This window comes from Desulfoluna sp. HI9BLuna (genome assembly GCF_056829775.1).
Genome location: NZ_CP186555.1, coordinates 970923 through 993614, shown reverse-complemented (window position 1 = coordinate 993614; position 22692 = coordinate 970923). Strand labels below are relative to the sequence as shown.

Genomic DNA, 22692 nt, shown 5'->3' with positions numbered 1-22692 from the left:
GTTCCGCTTTAACGGTTTCTTTTCCGTGGCGCGCCCTTGTGCATGCCGGGCTTTCGTCCGGGGCCCGGGGCGTGTTTTTTTCTGTCCCCTGCCGGCTTTCTGCCTTTGTCCCGTCCGTGTCCCTGTCCCGTGCCTTTGAGAGCGGCTTTCTGGCGCTCCTTGGCCTCCTTTTGTTTTTCCACAAAAACAGGTTTTCCGGTCTCAGGATCCTTTTCCGTCACGTACATGAGGGTGGAGAGGGTGGACGGGGTGGGGGTGAAGATCTGGGCCTGTTCGGGGCGCGTGTGCAGCTCGGTGCGGCAGAATCGGGCCAGCTCTTCCATCTCTTTCTGGCCGCAGCCCGGGTGGGCCGCCATGAAGTAGTAGGTGAGAAACTGGGGCATGCCCGCCTGTTCGGTGAGTTCCAGAAAGCGGTTCCGAAACCGGATCAGCTCGGTCTGGGGCTTGCCCATGAGGGAGAGGACCTTGTCGCTGGTGTGCTCCGGTGCGATCTTCAGCTGGCCCGAGGTGTGGTGGGCCACCACCTCTTTGAGGTAGAGGTCTCCCTTTTTCTTGTCGGCCAGAACCAGGTCCGGCCGGATCCCCGAGGCGGAGAAGACCTTCTTGATGCCGGGCACCCGCTGCATCTTCTTAAGCAGGGAGATGAGCCGGGAGTGGTCCGGTTTCAGGGCGGGACAGACGGACGGGTAGAGGCACCGCCGGTCGCTGCACGCCCCTTTCTTCAGCTTTTTCTCGCATTCAAACCCGTACATGTTGCCCGTGGGGCCCCCTGCATCGAGGATATACCCCTTGAAGCCGGGCAGGGTGGTGAGGGTTTTTGTTTCCCTCAGGATGGAGTCCTCGCTGCGGCTGGAGACCGTGCGGCCCTGGTGGAGGGCAATGGCGCAGAAGTTACAATCCCCGTAGCAGCCCCTGTGGGTGGCGATGGAAAACCGGATGGTCTCCATGGCCCGCACCTCGCCCATGCTGCTGCACAGAGGGTGGAGCTCCCGGGTGAAGGGAAGCTCGTTGACGTCGTCCAGTTCCCCTTCGGAAAGGGGAGGCTGGGGCGGGTTCTGTACCAGGTAGCGGGTGTCGTGTTTCTGGATGAGGCCCCGGGCCGTGATGGCATCGGCGTTGGCCTTGAAGGCCGTAAACATGCGGGCAAAGGCCCCTTTGTCCTTTTTGACCTCTTCAAGAGGGGGGAGCTCCAGGTAACCGGGCACGGGGGTGTCAGATTTTCGGCAGAGGCCGGCAATGTCATGGGGGGAGTCCCCGGAGGCCAGGGCGCGGGCCAGCTCCACCACGCTGCGTTCCCCCATGCCGTAGAGCAGGTAGTCTGCCTTGGAATCAAAGAGGATGGAGCCGCGGATGCGGTTCTGCCAGGCGTCGTAGTGGGGGACCCGTCGAAGGCTTGCCTCAATGCCCCCTAAGACAATGGGAACCGGGCTCCCCTTGTGATGGCGGCGGATGAGGTTGGTGTAGGCGATGACGGCACGGTCGGGCCTGCGGATGTTTTCACCCCCCGGGGTGTAGTCGCAGCGCTTGCGCTTTTTGCCCGAGGCTGTGTAGTTGGCCACCATGGAGTCCAAGGAACCGCCGGTGACCCCCCAGAAGAGGGCCGGTTCTCCCAGGCGGGTGATGTCCCGGTCGCTCTGGATGTCCGGCTGGGCGATGATGGCCACCTTGAATCCGGCCCGTTCCAGGACCCTGCCCACCACGGCCGCACCGATGGCCGGTGCGTCGACGTAGCTGTCTCCGGTCACCAGGATGACATCGGGGCGTTCCCAGCCCAGGTCGTCCATCTCCTTGCGGGTGGCGGGTAAAAAACGGTGGGGTGTGTTCATGGGGTCCATCCTTCGTCTTGTTCTCAGACCGAAGCCCTTGGCTTGGGTCGCGTGTGTTGTGGTGCCGTGCCTTATTAATCAAGGCGAAAAAGAGAGCTACCTTATCACAGGCATCAGCACAATGACAGGACGGAACAGGAAGGGAAGGGGGGCAAAAAGGAGGGGGCGGTCCCGGCAGGCCTAACGGAGCCTGCCGGGGTGTGCCGGGGTGTGACGGGGGCCCTGCCGGAGGCAGGGCGACGTGCTTTTGGAAAAAATCAGACGGAGTGGTCCAGCATGGTCTCGGCCTCTTCCAGGCTTAAGGCCGAGGTCACACTGTAAGCCGGCCAGACCAGGCTCTGGTGCTCATGGGGGAAGTGGGGCGTTGTCCGCTCCGCGGCCTTGACGCGAACCACCCGGCCGATGGCCGAGTCCCAGAGGGCCTCCTGGCAGTGGCGCATGAAGTTCTCGGAGAGACCGTCTGCCAGCATGTAGTGCCGAAGGTCTGTGATGCAGGTAAATCCCCGGGACAATTGGTGTACCGCCCGTTGCATTTTGTGGACAATCTCGGCAAGTTCATCCGCCTGATTGATCCGTCCCAGGGTGAAATAGAGCCGGTTTTTCTCGAGATCCACTCTGATTTCATGCATCGCTTCACGTCTCCCCTTGTCATGATGAATAGTAGGCTGCATTCTCTTCAATATACTTTTCGGTGAGGTCGCAGCCGTAGGCGGTGGCCGAGGCATCTCCCGTGGAAAGGGAGACAACGATGGCGACATGCTCGCCCGAAAGAAGGCTGCGGACCTTGGCTTCGTCGAAGTCCACGCGGGCATGGTCCGCGTAGACCAGGGTGCCGTTGATGGTGATGGAGAGCTTTTCCGGTGCAACCGTGCAGTGGGTGCACTTGCCCACAGCCATGAGGATACGGCCGATGTTGGGGTCGGCGCCGTAGGCCATGGTTTTGATCAGGGGGGAGTTGATCAGGGCTTTGGCAATGAACCGGGCTTCGGTATCGTTGACGGCCCCGGTGACGGTTGCGGTAAGGAGCTTGGTGGCCCCTTCGCCGTCCCGGGCCAGGAGTTTGGTCATTTCGACGCAGGCGGCCTTCAGGGCCTCTGCAAACAGGGTGTGGTCCACGGGCCCGGCCAGTCCGTTGGCCAGAGCCAGGCAGGTGTCCGAGGTGCTGGTGTCCGAGTCCACCGAGAGCATGTTGAAGGAGTCTTTGACGGCCTCGCGGAGCATGCGGTCCAGGGCAGGGACCGGGATCTCCGCATCGGTGAGAATGTACACCAGCATGGTGGCCATGTTGGGCTCGATCATGCCGGAACCCTTGGCGATGATGGTGAGGGTGGCGCCCTCCACCTCAAGGGAGATGGCCTTGGCATAGGTATCCGTGGTCATGATCCCTTCGGCCCCCACCAGGGGGTCTGTGGTCAGGCCCTCTCCGATTTTGGTGAGGCCTGCTTCGATTTTTTCGATGGGGAGCTGGCGCCCGATGACGCCGGTGGAGCTCATGATCACTTCCTGCTCGGGGATATCAAAGGCGTGTGCTGTGGCACGGGCCATGCGGCGGGCGTTTTCGATGCCTTCCTCGCCGGTGCCGACATTGCTGACCCTGCTGTTGACCACCACGGCACGGAGCTTTCCGTTGCGGATGATCTCACGGCCCAGCACAACGGGGGCCCCGGGAAAGAGGTTGCGGGTAAAGACGCCTGCGGCGTTGGCGGTGACGTCGGAAAGAAACAGGGAGAGGTCCTTTCCCTCTTCCTTGATTCCGCAGTTCATGCTGGCGCAGCGAAACCCCTTTGCCATGACAGATGGGGTATGGAACTTCATGATCATGCTCCTGATCTGGGTGGTTGATTTATCTCATAGTATAAAACACAGTTTGCCACAATAACTGAAATAAACATTTTGACGCAAAAGTGGCCTGTGTCGCGTGATTGATGAATGAAATGAAATGTCTGGAGGTTGAACAAAGGTTTCAACGGTAAATCTTCTTCGTGTGTCTACCTTTTGCTCAAGAGAGAGTTGTTTGTGCGTATAAGTTGCTGTATCTCCCGGATGTACGCCTCACCCCGGCTGGAATAGCGTACAAGGCCCGCCGCAAGGGACTCTCCGTCCGGTTCCACCCCCATGGACCTTTGCTCCCTGCGGATATCACGTAAGGGTTTGTAGGCCCAGAGGGTGTTGAGGTTGTGGAGGTAGCTTCGTACGGACTCGGCCACGGTATCGAATCGGGCCACCTCGTGGCTGGCGCCCTCGGTCCGGTTTTTGGGGACCATGCCTTTGCCTTTGCCGAAGACCCACTGGCCGAAGAGGTTGTTGCCTTCACGGGCAAAACGGGAGGTGCCCCAGGCAGACTCGTTGGCGGCCTGGGCCAGGGCCAGGGAGAGGGGGATGATGTCCACGCGGGTGAGCAGGGACTCCCGGTCCTCGGGGGTTTGGGCCGAAAAGGGAGAGAGCCTGTAGAGGGTGGCCAGCTCGCTGAGCCAGGTGCTCTCCTCAGGCCCCAGGACCTCGGCTTCGTGGAGAAGGATGAGCTGGCGGCGCAGGGTGAGGATGGCGTTGTTCTCCGCAATGACGATGGGCCGCATGTAGGAGAAGAAAGCCTCTTTTTTTTCAGCCACAACGGGGATGGCACCGAAATCGGGCAGGGCCGGGGCCGTGTGTGCCACCGGGGGCGTGATTCGGGGCAGGGGCTGGACAGGGGGCGTTTTCGGCTCCATGTGCTCGGGATAAAAGACGACAAAAAGGGCTGCAAGGGCCACCAGAAACGTTAATCCGGCCCAGGGGGCCCTGTTGTGGTCGCCTGCGGAAAAGGGGGTTTCTCGTTTTTTTTCCATGATCGCTGTCCCGGGTGCCCTTTGGATAAGTACCGATAAGCAAAGGGGACCGTGCCTGTTTGCGGGTGATGTTAATCCGGCCGGTGCGCCGTCGCTCCGGTCGGTGTGTATGCCTGATTCTGGTGTATCTGTCTGGAAAGGCGCAAATTAAAAGGGCGTATACCGTTTGTCAACCCCGAGCGCCGATATTTTTTATCGGCGGGAACCCGGTGGAGGTTGAGGGCCTTTTAAACCGGAAGGGGCTGCAACGCGTCTGCGTGAAAAAACCAACCGCGGGTTTGTGTGCGGTGAGGCGTTTCAGGTGGCGGATGCCGGGGTGTCCCCGGCGACAGGGCTGGAGGCGGTGAGTTGGGTTCTATCCCTTGACGACGCCCAGGGGAAAGAGACGGACCACAGGACGTGTCAGGTCTGCCTGGGCGGCCATGACAGAGTCGATGGCCTTGTAGGCCTGGGGCGCTTCCCCGAGGTCGGGGCGCCCTTTGAGCTTGCCGCGGCGGATGGTGTGCCAGCGGTCGAACACCACGTCCCCCATGGCGGCATTGCAGCGTTCGGCATCGAGGATGCGGGACGCCTGGTTGCGGCCCATGACCCGTCCGGCGCCATGGGAGCAGGAGCGGAAGCTTGCCGGGTTGCCGAGGCCTTCCACGATGTACGAAGCGGTGCCCATGGACCCGGGGATGATGCCTGCCTCCCCTTTGCCCGCGGAGGTGGCGCCTTTTCGGTGGACCCACACCTTTTTGCCCTGGTGGGTTTCCGGGGCGGCGTAGTTGTGGTGGATGTTCACCAGCCGTTTTTCGCTGAAGGGGAACTGGGTCTCCAGGGCGTGGGCCAGGGCCGTCATGATGCGTTTCCGGTTCTCCATGGCATAGGCCAGGGCCAGGCCCATGTCTTCGATATACGCAAGGCCCTCCGGGGTCTCCGTGGGAAAAAAGGCCAGGTCGTCGTCGGGAAGGAGGATGCCGCTTTCCCTGCACCAGGCAAGGGCACGCCTGTGATGGTGGTCTGCAATGGTTTTTCCCAGGTTGCGGGAGCCCGTGTGAACCATGAGCCAGAGGCTGCCGTCGTCCCCTTTCTGGACCTCAATAAAGTGGTTGCCTCCCCCCAGGGTACCCAGGCTCTCCCGGGCGGTTTTCCAGGCTCCGTCCTTGATGAACCGGGGACGATGCCGCGCAAAACCTTCCCAGGGCTGCTCTTTTTTGTGGCGGGAGAACCCCAAGGGGACCCTCTCCTTGACCCGGGTGAGGAGCTGGCGAAGTTCGTTTCGGGAGAGGGTATCCCAGGCCAGGTCCGTTTGCATGGCCACCATGCCGCAGCCGATGTCCACCCCCACGGCGTTGGGGATGATGGCATTTTCAGCCGCCACAACACCGCCAATGGGCATGCCGTAGCCCTGGTGGCAGTCGGGCATGAGGGCGATATGTCCCACCAGGGCGGGGTGGCGTTGCAGGTTTCTGGCCTGGGTCAGGGCGTCCTCTTCAAGGTCGGTGCACCAGGATTTGATGGGAAGGGGCGCTGTATTGGACGGTTGGTCCCACGGCATAACAATAACTCCTCGGGTGGCGGCAAAAAAGCGCACCTTATTAAAAAAAACTGGCCCATGCATGGCCCGGGGGCCGCACAAAGGCCGCACCGGCTGCCGTGAGGGGCGGGAGCCCCGTGGAAGGAAGCCGAGTTCAGGCCTTTATCGTTGGGTCTACTATACCATTATCAGGGGGGGCGGGCACGTGAAAACCGGGGGCGCAGGCGGGGGCGGATCCCTTGTGGTTTCCAAATTGTATAAAAAGATGATAAAGCTCCATGCGCACCCGATGCAGCACGGGGTGCCCCAGGGAGACGATGCCGTGGATAGACGGACTGCCCGGCCCTCCCCGCAGAGATTGACACGATGGATATCCCGCATCCCCGGGATGACTTGCAATGGGGGTGAAAGGTGAACGGTTATGAAGGGTGAAAGAGGGCTTGCCGTGGCAACGCTTCTCGGGGCCATCGTGCTCTGGGCCGGGTCGTTTGTGGCCTTGAAGATTGCGTTCAGGAGTTGCGACCCCTATCTGGTTATTTTCGGCCGCATGGCGGTTGCCACCTGCTGTGCCCTGCTGTTTTTCCGACAGATCCGGCGCGCCGACTATCGGAAAGGGGACTGGGTGTACCTTCTGGCCCTGGGGCTTTTCGAGCCCTGCCTCTATTTTGTTTTTGAAGCCAAGGCCCTGATGCTCACCTCCGCCTCCCAGGCGGGGATGGTCACGGCCCTGCTCCCGGTGATGGTGGCCGTGGGGGCGTGGATGATCTTCAACGAAACCATGACGTGGCGGACCGCGTCGGGCTTTGTGGTCGCCCTGTCAGGGGTTTGCCTGCTGACCTTCACCGGAGAGGCCACGGAATCTGCGCCCAATCCCGCCCTGGGCAACTTTTATGAGTTTCTGGCCATGGTAACGGCCACCGGGTATACCCTGATTCTCAAGCGGCTCTCCTGCCGTTACACCGCGCTGTTCCTCACCTTTGTCCAGTCCGTTGTGGGGGCCCTCTTTTTTGCTCTGCTCATCTGGGGGCTCAAGGTGCCCATCCCCGATTTCATTCCCATGGAGGCGGTATGGACCATTGTCTACCTCGGGGTGTTCGTGACCTTCGGGGCATACTTCTGCTTCAGCTTTGCCATGGGCCGGATGCCTGCGGGCCAGGCCACGGCGTTCATCAACCTGATCCCGGTGCTGACCCTTTTTTTCGGGTGGCTGATGCTCGGGGAGGTGTTCAAGCCTATTCAGTTCGGCGCAGGCGCCATGGTGATTGCCGGGGTGTTTCTCAGTCAGAGACCTTCTGCCGCATAGGACATCCGGGCCTCTTGAGTTGTGTGATTTCGGCTTGTTGACACGTGTGTCCGGCACCTGTTATGAATCGACAATCCATTCATAAACCGATTGGTTCTTATTGTGGCCGCGGCCCTGATATGCGGGTTAAATTCGGCGGCACATGAAACAAATTTCAAAAGGCGGTTCTATGGGAAGCACCTCCATGTCATCCGGCGCCTGTGAATCCAATGATCCATCCACATCCCTGATTCCGGTTGAGGGCAGGGGCAGCCTGCTGCTCTACGACCTTGATGCCGAGGCCGAGGCGTTTGTGACAAATGCCCTGAGGGGCCGCGGGCTCGAGGACCGGATCACCACCTTGTATCGGTGCACCACGCCCAAAGAGGCCGAAGCGGCATCCTCCACCTGTGGAAACCTTGTGGCCATGGTGGCCCGGCAGGGGGCCCCGGGGAGCGAGGAGGTGGCTGCATGCCTTCGAAACGTGCCCTCCCATGCCGCAGTGCACCTGTTTTACCTTCTGGACGACCCCGGCGGCAGTGCCCCGAAGGGCCCCTTTGTCCGTTCGGTGGCGTGCTCGGGAGACGACGCCTCCGAGTCCCTGGGGATCTGGATGGAAGAGGCCCTCTGCATGGGCTTTCTCGACAGCGAAAACCGGGCCCTGTGCGAAGAGGTGGACGAAAAGGTCCGGGAACGTACCCTGGAACTGCGCCAGGCCGTGGAGCGGCTGAAGTTCTTTGCCGAACGGGCTGAGTCGGCCAACCGGGCCAAGAGCGCCTTCCTTGCCAACATGAGCCATGAGATCCGTACCCCCATGAACGGGGTGGTGGGCATGACCGAGCTGCTCCTGGGCACCCGCCTCGGGGCCGAGCAGCTGGAGTACGTCAACATCATCCGCAGCAGCGCCACCTCCCTTGTCACCATCATCAATGCCATTCTGGATTACTCCAAGGTGGAAGCGGGCAAGCTCGATCTGGAGAAGATCTCCTTTGACCTGCGAAGCGCGGTGGAGGACGTGATGGACCTCATCACCGTGCGGGCCGCCAAAAAGCATGTGGCGCTCCACGGGTCTGTGGGCGAGGAGGTTCCCTCGCTTTTGGCCGGTGACCCGGTTCGCCTGAAGCAGGTCCTGACCAATCTCATGGACAATGCCGTGAAGTTTACGGGAAAAGGGGAGGTAGGGCTTTCCATTTCACCGGTGAGCTTAGGCGCGGACCAGGTGGTGCTGAAATTCGAGGTGTCGGATACCGGCATCGGGATCTGCGAAGAGGAGGTGGAAGAGCTGTTTACTCCCTTTGCCCAGCAGGATGTCTCCGTCACCCGCAAGTACGGGGGCACGGGGCTCGGGCTCTCCATCTGCAAGCAGATCGTGGAGATGATGGGCGGAGAAATCGGCGCCAAAAGGCGCGAAGGCGGGGGCGCCCTTTTCTGGTTCACCGCCGTGTTTTCCCGTGGCCAGGCAGGAGCCCGGCCCCATTCCGTGCCCGAGAGGGTTCGGCAGGGCAAATACCTTGTGGTGGCCGAGAGCCTCCCCACCCGCAAGTCGGTTCGCAACCTGCTTGAGTCGGCGGAGCTTCGGTGTGAAGAGGCCCTCAACGGCTACCATGCCCTGGAAATTTTACGGGCAGGCGGTGCTGTGCGGGCGGTGAGCCTGGTCATTATCGATTGCGAGCTTTCCATCATGAAGCCCGGGGAATTGGCCCGCCGGGTGAAAGAACGTTGCGGAGACGCCATTCCCCTGTTGCTTCTGACCCAGAGGGGCAAGGCGCCGGAGACCGACGGGGCCGATGGCGACGGTTATCACGCCATGGTGGCCAAGCCGGTGAAGGTCAAGGGGCTCCTGGACGGCCTTGCCGTGGCCATGGAGTCGGCATCCCCGGGAAAAGCCGGGCAGGGCCCTGGGGGCGAAGGGGCCGCAGATGCAGAGGACGGACAGGCCCCGGACAACCCCATTCTCGTGGTGGAGGACAACCCCACCAACCGCCTCGTGGCCCAGAAGTTTCTCTCCAAGCTCGGGCTCAAAGCCGATGTGGCGGAAAACGGGGCCGATGCCGTGGAGCTGCTGAAGGTTAAAAGCTACGAGCTGGTGCTCATGGACGTGCAGATGCCTGAAATGGACGGCCTTGCCGCCACACGCCTGATCCGGGATCCGGCAACCGGGGTCAGCAACCCCCGGGTACCTGTGGTGGCCATGACAGCCCACGCCATGAAAGAGGACAGCGACAGGTGCCTGGAGGCGGGCATGAACGATTACATCTCCAAGCCCATCTCCATCAACGCCTTGCGGGAGGTTATCAACCGGTTTATGGCCGACGTTGCCTACCCCGTGCCCTGAAGCGCGGGGCAGGGCCGCCGGTGGCTTTTTCAGTTGAATAGTTTCCTTTTTTTTATTTTTGGTATTGAACGATGTTTTGTGTGTGATAAGTGTATCTCGATGAACGGGTTTCCGGTTGAATGTTTGATGGCGGGCCCGTGATCTGATACACTTTTCATGACCGTTGGCGTTGCCTCAAGGTAAAAAGCCGTGCCATCCCGGCGGCTTGTGGCTGATGCCGGCGGTCCATGTGCGGGCATTGTGTTGTGAGTCCCTTGCTGGCGGTGCGAAAGGCCTGCACAGTGCTGTTTTTGCCAGGCACCGACCCTTCCCCTTAAGGGAAAATCCGTTTGACGGGTTTTTCTCCTCTTCCGTGATGAGCCGGTCTTGATGTGGCAACATGATGAAAACACACCTGAAAAACAGCGGGATGGAAAAAGGCGGTTCTTCCCTTTACTCCAGGAAGTATACCGATCGTATAAAAAAAGGGAGAAGGTGTTGCAATGCCAAATGAACAGTAGTATATATCGAAATTTGTTAAAGTAAATTTTGTTTTGTGTCGTCCAGATCAAGTTACCTCAAGGAGTCTCAAAGGTTGCGCCACCTTTGGGATGCACATCGGTGAAAACGGCCCCTCCGGGAAGGCGGTCATATCCTGTGAAGTAAAACGATGTTTCTGATGCGGCATGCCATTGCTTAAAAAAATACGAGTACCCGGCCCAGCGGGCGGTACCGAGAAGTTTGGAGGGTATATAAAATGACAGACAAGTCCACGTTCATGCGTCTCAGAGAGAACGAACGAGAAGTGCGAAAGGGGCTGATCATTTCAGCCGCCATGAAGCTGTTCGAAACCAAGAATTTCCACGAGATCGGCATGAGGGACATTGCCAGCGAAGCCGGTGTTTCCGCGGCATCCATTTACCGCTATTTCCCCAGCCGCGACGACCTGTTTGTGGAGGCCCTGATCCGGGACATCAACAAGATCGAGCAGCTCCTGGAGACCCGTCTCAAGGCAGGTGGAACCATTGAATCCCTTGCCGTGGCCGTTGTGGATTATATGATCGACAACGAAGCGACCTTTCAGATGATGTGCCATTTCCTCATGCGCGGAGAGGAAAACCCCCGTGCCCTGAAGAAGTTCAACGCGGTACTCCTCTACTTTACCAAGATGTTCGACGAGGTGGTCAAAAAGTCCGACGGCGAGACCCCCCTGCGCTTCCACAGCCAGGCCTTCTTCGCCTCCCTTGCAGGCATTGTCATGACCTTTCGCAACTACCCGGGCAGGAACGAGTCCGAGCGTCGCGAGTACATGCACAAGCTGGCTCTCCTCATCATGCGCGAAGGGGCGTCCCTGGAATCCATCTGATGCTCCGTCTCAGGTGGAGAGTCATGCCGAGGCCCTGGCCTCGGCAAGTGAGTCACCACGTGCTTTTTGTATGAAGCAAAGCCGGCCATGCCGCCCGAATAAGGGCGGATGGTCGGCTTTTTTGTTTTTGGGGCATGCCGGGCTTCCTTGACAGTACTCGTTGCTTTGCTATATGTTCATGGAGTCGGCCAGCTGGCCGAGAGGTGTGGAGAGGGCCGGAGAGTAAATTTTTTTAGCTAAAAAGCGAACATTGTTCTCGGCTCGGTAAGTTCGTCAGGGTGTAAGCCGGTTCAGGCAGACCACAGAATTCAAGGAGCAGGTATGGGACAATTCAGAGAGGTTAGGGCGGGGCGCAGGGTGTTTCAAAGACTCTATATCACGCTGATGCTCTGGTTCGTAGGCCGAGCCATCGTGGCGGCCTCCAAGGTGGATGAGGACGTGAAACGGGAGTTCAAGGCGCTGCCGGACGGGCTGACGTTCTCCCTGGGGGTGTTGCCCGACGGCCCCCGCATGGTGGTGCGCAAGGAGGCAGGGGGCAAGGTACGCTACCTCGGTCAGGGCAAGGGCGAGTCCATTGATCTGGACATGACCATCAAGCACATGCAGGCCTTTTTCATGATCTTTTCGTTTCAGGAGAGCACCCCCACGGCCAATGCCAGGGCGCGGCTTTACGTGGACGGCGGCGTGCCCGAGGCCTGCGCCGTGGTCAGGGTCCTGGATATCGTTCAGGTCTACCTGCTGCCGAAGTTCATCGCAAAGCTGGCCGTCAAGCGCTACCCCGCCTGGCCCTGGTCCCGACATCTTCTGGGGCGGAGCAAGGTCTATCTGAGAACCGTGACCGGGTTATAAACCTGGAGGGAGGAAGGCACGTTATGGATACGGGTGTGAGGGATTTTATATTTCCGTCGAAGATCGGGGCCGGATCACGGGCCCTGGAACACCTGCCCTTTGACCTGGGCGGGTTCGGGGCACAACGCCCCATGGTGGTGTGTGCCGAGGCCTTGGACAGCAAAGGCGGGCTCAAGCCCCTGGAATCTGCGTTCAAAGGGTCAGGGCTTACCTACGGGGTGTATGCCGTGGAGGATATGCCCACCCTTGAGACCGTCCGCGAGGTCTGGGGACATTACAACGAAGGAGGCTTTGATGCCGTCATTGCCGTGGGGGGCGGCGCGGTGACGGATGTGGGCAAGTGCCTTGCCGTGGCTGCCCAGGGAGGGCCCGAGGCCCTGAGAGAGCTCCTGGCAGGTGGGGGGACGGCTTCGGCGACGGCTCCCTTTGCCTGGGTTCCCACCCTGGAGTTGACGGGCCGGGAAGCTGCTCCGGAAGCTGCCCTGGGGAATCAGGTGATCCGGGGAACGTCTTTGTGCCCCAATCTCATCGCCGTGGACCCGCGGATGCTTCAAGGACAGGCCGGTGCCGGACTGGTCGAGGCAGGCCTGGGTGCCCTGGCCGCGGCCCTTTGCCTCTATGAACCGGTGGAGGCGAATCCCCTGGCCTTGCCCTATGCACGCCTTACTGCCCGGCAGGTGGTGGCAGGGCTGATGCCTCTTCTGACCCGTGCGGAAGCGCCCCGGGGACGCCTTTCCCGTTTGTTCGGCACCGGTGGGCCCCGTGAGGAGGAGGTGGCCTTTGTGACGGCCATGGCGGTTTCCGGCGGGTTGCTTCCCGAAGCACGGAAAAGCCTGACCTTTGTATTGGCAGACGTGCTCTCTCCTGCGGCCGGGACCTCCCGTGAGGTGCTTGCCGCCGTATTGCTGCCCACGGTTCTGGAGTACATTAGCCGGGTAAGGGGGCAGGATCTCTCCGGCCTGCTCTCCGCCCTGGCGGATCTGGACCTGCTGTGCGCCACACCCGTGAACCAGAGGGCCGAGGCCGCCCTTGCCATGGTGCGGGAGACCATCAACCGCCTCTGGATCTTTTCCGAAGCCCGGCTTCCGCGGAGCCTTGCCGAAGCAGGCCTGGAGAAGGAGACCCTGCAGGGGCTGTGCGAGCAGGCCGCGGCCATGGCCGAGGGGTGGCAGCGCCAGGAGGTGGAGAGCCTTCTCCTTTCCGCCTGGGACGGGACCCGTCCCGACCCGAACAACCAGCCCATCCGAGCCACACAGGAGGTGTCCTAATGTACAACCCAGGATATTATGAGTTTTTTTGCGGCGTAAAGACCGTGGCAGGCCATGAGGCGCTGGAGCGTATCCCCGCCCTGCTTGAGGGACTGGGGGCTTCAAAGCCCATGATCGTCACGGATAAGGGCGTGGCGGCCGCAGGCCTTGTCTCCATCGTGGAAGAGGCCCTGGCCTCGGGCATGCCCGCTGTTGCCGTGGAGGACGATGTCCCCGTGGACTCCGATGTGGGCACTGTGCACCGCATCGCCTCAGTGTACCGTGAAGCCGGGTGCGACGCCCTTATCGCCGTGGGCGGGGGGTCGGTGATGGACACGGCCAAGGGGGTTAACATCATGGTCTCCGAAGAGGCGGAGAGCCTCCTTGATTTTTCCGGGGCCGGGGTACTCAAGCGTCCCCTGAAGCCCCTGGTGGCCGTACCCACCACCGCAGGGACAGGCTCCGAGGTGACCCTGGTGGCGGTAATCAACGATCCGTCGGTGAACCGGAAGCTTTTGTTCTCCTCCCATTTTCTCCTGCCGGATATCGCGGTCCTGGACCCTCGCATGACCCTGACCCTGCCGCCCCACCTGACGGCGGCAACGGCCATGGACGCCATGACCCATGCCGTGGAGGCCTATACCTGCCTCTCCAAGAACCCCATCAGCGATGCCTTTGCCGTGGAAGCCATCTCCCTGATCTCCAGGAACCTCATGGACGTGGTAAAGCGCCCCGAGGATCAGGAAGGACGCCTGGCCCTTGCCACGGCGGCCAACCTGGCCGGTATTGCCTTTTCCAACTCCATGGTGGGCATGGTGCATACCCTGGGCCACTCCGTGGGGGGCGTCTGCCATGTGGCCCACGGGACCTGCATGTCCATCCTGCTTCCCTATGGCCTGGAGTACAACATGCACAAAAACGGCCGGTGGACGGGCGAGCTCCTCTACCCCATCGCAGGGGAGGCTGTTTACGCGGCCACCGCCCCTGACAAACGGGCGGAAAAGACCGTGGCGTGCATCCGTGAGTTTAACCAGGCCCTGTACGAGGCAACCGACGGCCGCCACAGCCGCTTCTTCAAAGAGGTGACGGATCGCAACGGGAACCCGGCGGTGACTCGGGAGCACCTGCCCGCCATCGCCCGGACAGCCCTGGGTGACGGCTCCATCTTTTATAACCCCGAGGAGGTGGACTACGACGACGCCCTCATGGTGATGGAAGCATCCTGGGCCGGAGACCCCCTGGACCTGAGCCGTGTGAAGACAGCTTAGGGCAGATTCCTGTCGGAAAAATGCCATCTATGCTTAACCTGCATGGAAAAGTTTGCCTCCAGCGGGTCTCTTTTTGAAAAAAAGCTCCGCAAAAAATGTTCCTAATGAGAACGTGTCTGGACTGTTTTTGCGGAGCCTCGAAATGATGGTTTAAAGCCTGTTTGTTAAACTTTTCAAAAGTTTGGCCCCCGGCAGGGCCGCCGGAGGCTGTTTTTCGTAGCCTTTTTAGGGAGACATTATGGGTAACGGATACATGGGCAAGGTCCTCATCGTGGATCTTGGGGAGAGAAGCGTCCGGGAAGAAGAGATCCCGGACCGGGTTTACCGGCAGTACCTCTCGGGCATGGGCCTGGGAGCCTACATGCTTTATAAGCACATTCCGGCAGGGGCCGATCCCCTGGGACCGGACAACATGATCGGCTTTGTCTCCGGGCTCCTCACCGGCACGGGGAGCCTATTTACCGGCCGCTGGACCCTGGTGGGCAAATCGCCCCTTACCGGTGCCTGGGGGGACGCCAACTGCGGCGGCACCTTTTCCCCTGCCATCAAGCGCTGCGGCTACGACGGGATTTTTGTGCGCGGCATCAGCGAGACCCCGGTTTACCTCTACATCGACGATCACGGGGCCGAGCTGCGTGACGCCTCCGAGGTGTGGGGCAAGGACACCGTGGAGACGGAGACCCATTTCCGGCAGGGGAGAAAGGGCCGCAGGATCGGTGTGGCCTGCATCGGCCCGGCAGGGGAGAGCGTCTCCCTGATCTCTGGGGTGGCAACGGATTACGGGCGCATGGCGGCCCGGTCGGGCCTGGGGGCGGTGATGGGTGCCAAGCGCCTCAAGGCCCTTGTGCTGGCCGGGAACAAACGCATCGTCCCCCACAACCGCAAGGAGATGAAGCGTTTAAGCGCCATCTGCAACAAGTGGGTTCAGTTTCAGCCTCCTTTTATGTCCGCCCCCATGATGGCGGGGACCGGGGCCCTTATGCGGTGGCTTCCCAGCGTCATGGCCCAGGACGGGATCCTGTACAAGATCATGCTCAAGAAATGGGGCACCGTGGCCATGAACCAGATGTCCGTGGAGATGGGGGACTCCCCCATCAAGAACTGGAAGGGGTCGAGTAAGGACTGGGGCATGTTCAAGAGCCGCAGCTCCAGCCCGTCGGCCTTTACCAAGTGCGAACAGGTAAAGTATCATTGCTACTCCTGTCCCCTGGGATGCGGAGGCATCTGCAGCACAGACGGCAAGTACAAAGAGACCCACAAGCCGGAGTACGAGACCGTGCTCTCGTTGGGGGGGCTGCTCCTCAACAAGGACATGGACTCCATCTTTTACCTCAACGAGCTGCTCAACCGTGCGGGCATGGATTCCATCAGCGCGGGGCACGCCGTGGCCTTTGCCATTGAGTGTTATGAGGAAGGGGTCTTCACCAAAAAAGACACCGGGGGCCTGACCCTCAGCTGGGGGGACAGCGAGACCATCGTGACCCTCATCGAAAAAATGGTGGCCCGTGAAGGCATCGGCCACATCCTGGCAGACGGGGTCAAACAGGCGGCCCACCGCATCGGCAAGGGCTCCGAGGCCTTTGCCGTCCACGCAGGGGGGCAGGAGCCGGCCATGCACGACTCCCGGAATGACCCCGGTTTTGCCCTGCACTACAGCGTGGAGCCTTCACCGGGCAAGCACACCGTGGGCTCGGGGCTCTACTACGAGATGTTCAAACTCTGGCAGGTGGTGGACGGTCTGCCCAAGGTCACCCCTCTGTACATGAAGGGAAGCAAGTACAAAGCCGATGAGGAGAAGGCCGTCATCGGGGCGGCCAACAGCCGGTTCATGAACGTGGTCAACGGCTCCGGGGCCTGCCTGTTCGGTACCTTTCTGGGGGCCCGCCGCGTACGGCTGTTCGACTGGCTCAACGCGGCCACGGGATGGACTCTGACCCCCAACGAGTACATGGAGGTGGGGGCCAACGTGCAGACCCTGCGCCAGGCCTTTAATGTGCGCCACGGTATCGAACCGAAGAGTTTCAAGATTTCGGACCGGGCCCTGGGGCGACCGGTGCAGTCGCAAGGGGCCAACAAGGGACGCACCGTGGCCATTGAGGAGATGATGCGGGACTACTGGACACAGTTCGGATGGGACCCCGAAACCGGAAAACCCCTGGATGAAACCATCCGGGAACTCGAAGCGGCGATGTAAGGGGGAGAAGAGATGGCGTATACCATTACCGACAACTGTACGGGGTGCGGCTCCTGCAGCCGAATCTGCCCCACCGGTGCCATTACCGGAGAAAAGAAAGAGACGCACGAGATCAAGGCGGATCTCTGCATTGACTGCGGCAGCTGCGGACGGGTCTGCCCGGCCGGGGCCGTGGCCGATCCCTTCGGGATCCCGGTCCTTCGTATCAAAAAAAGCCAGTGGCTCGCCCCGGTCTTTGACCGGAAGCGCTGCATGGCCTGCGTGATCTGCCTGGATGCCTGTCCCACGGGCTGCCTTGCCTTAGGGGCGCCCCAGGGCAAGGACCCCAACGGCTATCCTGAGATGGGAGACCTCTCGGCCTGCCTGGGCTGCGGCCTCTGCGTGGAGGACTGCCCCGCCGACGCCGTGACCCTGGTCACCCGTGACGTGGCCTGATAAACGGGCTGTCTATTGCCTTGCGGAAACGCAGAGTGCCATGTCGATTTACCTTTTGTACCCCGGGTAAATCGGCATGGCGGTTGCCGATTGATCGGGCGTGAAACACGCTCTGCCTGGCAGAGGGCAGGTGAACCGGGGCTCACGTATTTCCTTGACAAAGGACCTTCTTTCCAGTTTTTTCCCTTAGCCCTTAGCCCTTAGCCCTTAGCCCTTAGCCCTTAGCCCTTAGCCCTTAGCCCTTAGCCCTTAGCCCTTAGCCCTTAGCCCTTAGCCCTTAGCCCTTAGCCCTTAGCCCTTAGCCCTTAGCCCTTAGCCCTTAGCCCTTAGCCCTTAGCCCTTAGCCCTTAGCCCTTAGCCCCGCTTCCACCCATCCCGCCTCTTCCCACACCTTCTGGTGGCGTTTCTCCATTATATAGGCAAGCCATACCTGCTCGTTGGTTGCAAAGAGTTCTTTGGGCTGTTGTGCGGCCTCAGGGCCATAAGGGGTGTCCAGCCAGGTGTAGAAGTGGAAGGTGACGTCCCGGAAGCTGCTTGCGGAGCCCTCCTGGGCAATCTCAATGAGCTGGCTGTATCGGGGCAGCCAGGTGTAGCGGGCAAGGGTGACGACTTTATCGGTCCGCGTGACGCCGAAACCGTTTTTGATCTCAGGGGCGCCGTACTTTCCCGGCACCCAGAAAAGCACCTCTCCTTCCTCGGTGGCAAAGATGTCCCCGGTTTTGTGTTGCCAGGTTTCCTGAATCTCCCTGGCCCCTTTGCACATGTCGATATATCTGCTACTCTTGTCCATTCCGGTCTGCCTTCTGCTGTCGGGTCCCCGCTGATGTCGCCGTGGGGGGCGGGTCCGAACCAAGTGCCCGTAAAGTCAGCGGGCTCGTGGCAGGCTGTGGGATGCGTATCGACACCGCGTCCCCCCTATAGAAGCGACAAAACCAAATGGTGAAAGCAAAAACAGTAGTACTCTTTTAAGAAAAACAAAAGGCATTTTTCAGGCATCTGGACACGGACCGGCCTGTCTTCCTTCATGCGGCAGTGGTTGACCACTGGGGAACTGCATGGGGAGACGGGATTTCTTTTTTTTAGGGCTTCCCACGTATCGGTGGTTTATCTCAGGTGCCGGGGAGGCCGAAGGACAAAGAGAGACGCAAAAGACATATGTCCCTCATCGCACAATACAGGGGGCTGGGCAAATCCTACGGGGCCCGGACCCTTTTTTCCGACATATCCATGAATATCCACGAGGGCGACCGCATCGGCCTCATCGGCGTCAACGGCGCCGGAAAATCAACCCTGCTCAAGGTGTTTGCCGAGGTGATATCCCCGGATGCCGGAGAGGTCTCCATCAAAAAGGGCTTCCGGGCGGTTTACCTTCCCCAGGAGAGCCACTTTGAGGAGGGGAAAACCGTTTCAGCCCTCATCGACGAGACCCTGGACGCCTTTTGCGCCGAGGATACGGAGGCCTACGGCAAAGCCTGGCACCTCATCGGGCAGGTGGAATTTCCGGACCTGTCCGCACCGGTGGAGAACCTGTCGGGGGGGTGGAAAAAACGTCTTGCCGTGGTGCTGGCTCTGATCAAGATGCCGGATCTTCTTTTTCTGGATGAACCCACCAACCACCTGGATCTCTCCGGCATTCTCTGGCTTGAGGCGCTATTGAAGCGCGCCGATTTTGCCTACGTGATGATTACCCACGACCGGGCCCTTCTCTCCAATGTCACGGGAATCACCGTGGAACTCGGTGAGCAGTACCCCGGTGGGTACTTAAAGATTGAGGGCAACTACAAGGAGTTTCTGCGTCGCCGGGACGAGTTGCTGTCCAGCCAGGCAAAACAGGAGAGCGCCCTGGCATCGGTGATGCGCAGGGAGAAGGAGTGGCTTGCCCGGAGTCCCAAAGCGCGAACCACCAAGGCCCAGTTCCGCATCGACAATGCAAAGCGCATGGAAGAGGAACTGGCCGACGTCAGGACCCGAAACCGCAGCAACCGGGAGATGGACCTGGATTTTACCTCCACCCAGCGCAAGACCCGGCAGCTGGTGGTGGCCAAGGGCCTTGCACGCCATCTTGAAGACCGGACCCTTTTTGAGGAGCTCTCCTTTGTGCTCTCCCCCGGCACCTGCCTGGGGCTGGTGGGGAACAACGGCACGGGCAAGTCGACCCTTATGCGTCAGCTTTGCGGTAAGGAGGCCCCGGACAAGGGGCTTGTGCGCGAGGCCGAGGGACTCCGTATCGTCCATTTTGAGCAGGAGCGGGACTCCCTGGACCTTGAGATGCCCCTGAGAAAGGCGCTCTCCCCGGACAGCGATTCGGTGATCTACCGGGGCCGCCCCCTGCATGTGGTTACCTGGGCCAAGAAATTCCTCTTCACCCCCGACCAGCTTGATCTGCCCCTGGGGCGCCTCTCCGGCGGAGAGAAGGCCCGGGTGCTTCTGGCGCGCCTCATGCGCCAGCCCGCCGACGTCCTGCTTCTGGACGAACCCACCAACGATCTGGACATCCCGTCCCTTGAGATGCTGGAGGAGAGCCTCCGTGAATTCCAGGGGGCCGTGGTTCTGGCCTCCCACGATCGGTACCTCATGGAGACCGTCACCTCGTCCATGCTGGGATTCCTGGACAAGGGGGGCGCTTTTGCCTGCAGCGGGGTGGAGCAATGGGGGCGGGAAAACAGTCCGAAGCCGGTGCAGAAAAAGGCGGCACCGGAGAAAAAGGTGCGGCAGGAGCCCAAGGCAAAGAAAAAGTTCACCTACAAGCACAAGTATGAGCTGGAGCAGATCGAGGAGAAGATCGGTGAGGCCGAGGCTTTGGCCGCGGATCTCGAAGCCCGGGTGAACGATCCTGCCATTGCCTCGGATCCGGCGGCCCTCCAGGAGGCCTGCGGGGCCCTGGGCGAGGCCCAGAAAGAGGTGGAGTCCCTGTACAGCCGCTGGGAAACCCTTGAGGAACTCAAGGCTGAGGATGAGGCCGGCGTCTGATTCTCTGAATTGAGAGTGGACACAACAATTTGAATTCTATATACTTTTATGCATAAGGTGCCATCGGGCCGGTTTGGCAACGGACGCCTTGCGACACCGTGGTGATGTCGCGCAGATCGGCCCATGGCGTTTCCCGGCGATGCGCCTGACTGTTGATGCGGTCGTCAACGGCACCTGAAGTCATCGCTCCGGTGCCTCAGGGCACGGGGCGCAGCGATTCTCCTTGCGGGGCATCGCATCATAACCGTTTACCAAGACAAAGCGGGGTGTTCCGATGACAACACAAGACAGAGACGGCAGGGTTGCCAAGCGGGCCTATGACCGTAAACTTTGTTTTTTTACCGATGTGGATTATGCCCTCTCCGAAGGGGTCTATTCAGATCCCATCCGGGATATCAGCGTGGGCGGGGTCTTTATCGAATCGGATAACGGGCCGGCCACGGGCGAGAGGGTCCAGATGCTCTTTTCCGACTATTCCGGTGTGGACCTTGTCAAGCTCTCCGGTGATGTTGTAAGAAAAGGAAACAATGGATTTGCCGTTCGCTTTATGTGTGAAAACACCATGGAACTGGACAAATTGAAATCTTATATCAACAGCCTGTAATTCCCTGGGCGGCTCCGTGTCTTCCATTCGGGGTGCAGGGTATTTCGGTGGCAGGTGAATGTGAAACAGGGCCTGAAGGAAGGCGACAGCAAAGATCGGATCATCGCGTCGGCACAGCAGTGCTTCAGTGAAAAATCCGTAGATAAGACCACCTTGTCTGAGGTTGCGCGCAGAGCCGGCATCAGCAAGGGCACCCTCTATTATTATTACCCCACGAAAAACGATCTTGTTTTTGATATCGCGGGCATCCACATGGCCCAGATCACGGAAAAGGTGTTTGCCATGATGGAGACCGGGGACGAGCATCCCGTGTGGGAAGACGTCCTGGGGATTCTGTTTGAAGGGCTTTTGGGCTCCAAGACCCGAAGCCGACTGCACCTCTACCTTATCAACGAATCCCTGTCCGGTAACCCCGCTTTAAGGGAACGCCTGGAATCCACGTACATGCAGTGGTTTCAGCTTGTGGAAGACGGGTATCTGCGCATGGCGGGCGGTCGCCCCTTTCCCGACGGCCTGGCCCGGCTCCTGGTGGCTGTGCTCGACGGGCTGGTGATTCAGTCCGTGACCTGCGAAGACAGGCTGCGCTACCGGCAACTGGCCCAGGTGGCAGCATCGCTTGTGACGGGAATGGGGTGTGAATCCTAAGGGGGCGTTCTTCAGGCTGGAGGGTAAGAACCCCGGGCGCGGTGCCCGGGGTGAGGTTGCCGGTGAAACAAAGGCCCAACCAGACCGATATCCGGGGTGGGGAAACCGCAACCTCAGGGCATTGGCCGGGGTGGCCGTCTCCCTGGGGTTGGATGGTTTCCTGTTTCCAGGCCCTACTGGTTGCAGAGCCTGTGAATGGTCTGGGCGTGCCAGTGGCCCTTGTTTGAGAAGGTGGGGATCTCCTTTTCGTTGAGGAAGTGGGCGATCTCCTTGTAGGTTGCCCCTTTTTTCCTCAGCTTCTTCATGATCTTGATGGCTTCTCTGCGTTCGTCGGCAGGGGAGAGCAGCTGGTCGTCGGTGAGCTGGGTCAGGCTCACCGGTGCTGCCGGGGCCGCCGTCTCCTGGGGGGCCGGCATGGGGGCCCCTTCGGTGAGTCGTTCCAGGATTTTGACGATGTCGATGAATGCTGCGGCGACCTCTTCGGATGCGATGGTCTGTCGCTCGAGAAATCCTTCCTGGATCCTCTGGTTTTCCGTGACCTGCTCAAGGAGCTGGCGTATGGGGGTCAGGAGGTCGTCCTGACGATTGTATCCCCGGTTGTCCTGGTCTCGTCCCCGTGGGGATTGTCCGCGTCTTTCGTTGCCCCGGCGGTCCTGGTTATAGTATCCGCTTCCGGCGGTATAGTTCCCGCCGCGCTTACCGGGATAACGTCCCTGTGTGTTTCTTACGGTTTTCAGGAATTCACTCATGTGTACCTCCATGTCGGTGTGTACCGTCGTCCCACCACAGGCCGGGAAAAGCCCGGGCGGACGATGAATCGATTGTAAATCGGGATGAATCGATTGATGTTGCTTATACCGTTGACGCCGGAGGAGTGTTGTTGCGAATAGCGGGAGAACCGGGCGTTTCTGGTTCGTCTGTTGAATTGGGGAGAACAATCTTCAATTCACCTGTGTCTTATGGACCCCAGATATATATCCTTTAGATTATAATGTAAAGCGGGATATTACCAGCAGTTTCGGGAGAAGCCCCCATTGAATTGATGGGGTTGTCTCATGGATAAACGTCATCATTCAATCGTATGATCGTGAGCGTCAATCTCTGCTGCGAATTTCGCCCATTGATCCCTTCTCCGGGGCCGTGCCCCAACCTCTTGCTGCACGACGCCGATCACCTCAAAATTTTCTTTTGACATCACGGTACTTCGGGAAAATGGAGATTGTTGTCGCATTGGTACCTTTTTATCGTGGAGGCGGTTTTGTTATTTCGCCGATACGGAATGGTGCTGTTGTGCTTTGACGCCTGTGGCACCGAAGGACTCAGGTCAATCACGGACGATACGTTCGGA

The 22692-nt window shown here is 60.1% G+C and carries 18 protein-coding genes; 11 read left to right on the top strand and 7 right to left on the bottom strand.

Annotation, left to right across the window (positions count from 1 at the left end):
- Nucleotides 1–8: 8 nt before the first annotated feature.
- The 5 genes from ACOYW0_RS03910 to ACOYW0_RS03890 all read right to left on the bottom strand — a co-directional run bounded on the left by ACOYW0_RS03910 (nucleotide 9) and on the right by ACOYW0_RS03890 (nucleotide 6191).
- Complete coding sequence (locus ACOYW0_RS03910) at nucleotides 9–1826, bottom strand: YgiQ family radical SAM protein (protein ID WP_482417259.1); 1818 nt, start codon at nucleotides 1824–1826, stop codon at nucleotides 9–11.
- Nucleotides 1827–2083: 257 nt separating this feature from the next.
- A complete protein-coding gene (locus ACOYW0_RS03905) occupies nucleotides 2084–2455 on the bottom strand; it encodes a hypothetical protein (RefSeq protein ID WP_180146961.1) in 372 nt (123 codons plus the stop codon).
- Between the two features lie 19 nt (nucleotides 2456–2474).
- The gene (argJ, locus tag ACOYW0_RS03900; RefSeq protein WP_482417258.1) at nucleotides 2475–3641 is read right to left on the bottom strand and encodes a bifunctional glutamate N-acetyltransferase/amino-acid acetyltransferase ArgJ; all 1167 of its coding nucleotides are present in this window, start codon (nucleotides 3639–3641) and stop codon (nucleotides 2475–2477) included.
- Between the two features lie 173 nt (nucleotides 3642–3814).
- Nucleotides 3815–4651, bottom strand: coding sequence for a glucosaminidase domain-containing protein (locus ACOYW0_RS03895; protein WP_482417257.1), 837 nt, complete (start codon nucleotides 4649–4651; stop codon nucleotides 3815–3817).
- Between the two features lie 355 nt (nucleotides 4652–5006).
- Nucleotides 5007–6191 (bottom strand): RtcB family protein, encoded by a 1185-nt coding sequence (locus ACOYW0_RS03890; protein ID WP_482417256.1) that lies wholly within the window; start codon nucleotides 6189–6191, stop codon nucleotides 5007–5009.
- 400 nt (nucleotides 6192–6591) lie between these two features.
- Between ACOYW0_RS03890 and ACOYW0_RS03885 the strand changes: the two genes are divergently transcribed.
- The 8 genes from ACOYW0_RS03885 to ACOYW0_RS03850 all read left to right on the top strand — a co-directional run bounded on the left by ACOYW0_RS03885 (nucleotide 6592) and on the right by ACOYW0_RS03850 (nucleotide 17125).
- Nucleotides 6592–7473 (top strand): DMT family transporter, encoded by an 882-nt coding sequence (locus tag ACOYW0_RS03885; RefSeq protein WP_482417255.1) that lies wholly within the window; start codon nucleotides 6592–6594, stop codon nucleotides 7471–7473.
- Between the two features lie 142 nt (nucleotides 7474–7615).
- On the top strand, nucleotides 7616–9787 hold the full coding sequence (locus ACOYW0_RS03880) for a response regulator (protein WP_482417254.1): 2172 nt from the start codon (nucleotides 7616–7618) through the stop codon (nucleotides 9785–9787).
- A 736-nt stretch (nucleotides 9788–10523) separates the two neighbouring features.
- Nucleotides 10524–11132 carry a TetR/AcrR family transcriptional regulator gene (locus ACOYW0_RS03875; protein ID WP_180146976.1) on the top strand — a complete coding sequence of 203 codons (609 nt, stop codon included), beginning with the start codon at nucleotides 10524–10526 and terminating at the stop codon, nucleotides 11130–11132.
- 321 nt (nucleotides 11133–11453) lie between these two features.
- Complete coding sequence (locus tag ACOYW0_RS03870) at nucleotides 11454–11981, top strand: hypothetical protein (protein WP_482417253.1); 528 nt, start codon at nucleotides 11454–11456, stop codon at nucleotides 11979–11981.
- A 23-nt stretch (nucleotides 11982–12004) separates the two neighbouring features.
- Complete coding sequence (locus ACOYW0_RS03865) at nucleotides 12005–13249, top strand: iron-containing alcohol dehydrogenase (RefSeq protein WP_482417252.1); 1245 nt, start codon at nucleotides 12005–12007, stop codon at nucleotides 13247–13249.
- Nucleotides 13249–14496, top strand: a complete 1248-nt coding sequence (locus ACOYW0_RS03860; RefSeq protein ID WP_482417251.1) for an iron-containing alcohol dehydrogenase — start codon at nucleotides 13249–13251, stop codon at nucleotides 14494–14496. The genes ACOYW0_RS03865 and ACOYW0_RS03860 overlap by 1 nt, the downstream gene beginning before the upstream one ends.
- Before the next feature lie 238 nt (nucleotides 14497–14734).
- A complete protein-coding gene (locus ACOYW0_RS03855) occupies nucleotides 14735–16690 on the top strand; it encodes an aldehyde ferredoxin oxidoreductase family protein (protein ID WP_482417250.1) in 1956 nt (651 codons plus the stop codon).
- A 12-nt stretch (nucleotides 16691–16702) separates the two neighbouring features.
- Entirely contained in the window at nucleotides 16703–17125 is a 423-nt protein-coding gene (locus tag ACOYW0_RS03850; protein WP_482417249.1) for a 4Fe-4S binding protein, read from the top strand.
- 340 nt (nucleotides 17126–17465) lie between these two features.
- On the opposite strand, the gene ACOYW0_RS03845 is transcribed toward ACOYW0_RS03850, so the two are convergent.
- Nucleotides 17466–17915 (bottom strand): hypothetical protein, encoded by a 450-nt coding sequence (locus ACOYW0_RS03845; RefSeq protein ID WP_482417248.1) that lies wholly within the window; start codon nucleotides 17913–17915, stop codon nucleotides 17466–17468.
- A 365-nt stretch (nucleotides 17916–18280) separates the two neighbouring features.
- On the opposite strand from ACOYW0_RS03845, the gene ACOYW0_RS03840 reads away from it, so the two are divergent.
- The 3 genes from ACOYW0_RS03840 to ACOYW0_RS03830 all read left to right on the top strand — a co-directional run bounded on the left by ACOYW0_RS03840 (nucleotide 18281) and on the right by ACOYW0_RS03830 (nucleotide 21344).
- Complete coding sequence (locus tag ACOYW0_RS03840) at nucleotides 18281–20095, top strand: ABC-F family ATP-binding cassette domain-containing protein (RefSeq protein WP_482417247.1); 1815 nt, start codon at nucleotides 18281–18283, stop codon at nucleotides 20093–20095.
- Nucleotides 20096–20369: 274 nt separating this feature from the next.
- On the top strand, nucleotides 20370–20699 hold the full coding sequence (locus tag ACOYW0_RS03835) for a PilZ domain-containing protein (RefSeq protein ID WP_482417246.1): 330 nt from the start codon (nucleotides 20370–20372) through the stop codon (nucleotides 20697–20699).
- Between the two features lie 54 nt (nucleotides 20700–20753).
- Nucleotides 20754–21344: a TetR/AcrR family transcriptional regulator gene (locus tag ACOYW0_RS03830; RefSeq protein WP_482417245.1), complete on the top strand. Its 591-nt coding sequence runs from the start codon at nucleotides 20754–20756 to the stop codon at nucleotides 21342–21344.
- Between the two features lie 173 nt (nucleotides 21345–21517).
- Here ACOYW0_RS03830 and ACOYW0_RS03825 read toward each other — a convergent pair whose 3' ends face one another.
- Nucleotides 21518–22093, bottom strand: a complete 576-nt coding sequence (locus tag ACOYW0_RS03825) for a hypothetical protein (protein ID WP_482417244.1) — start codon at nucleotides 22091–22093, stop codon at nucleotides 21518–21520.
- Nucleotides 22094–22692: the final 599 nt, after the last annotated feature.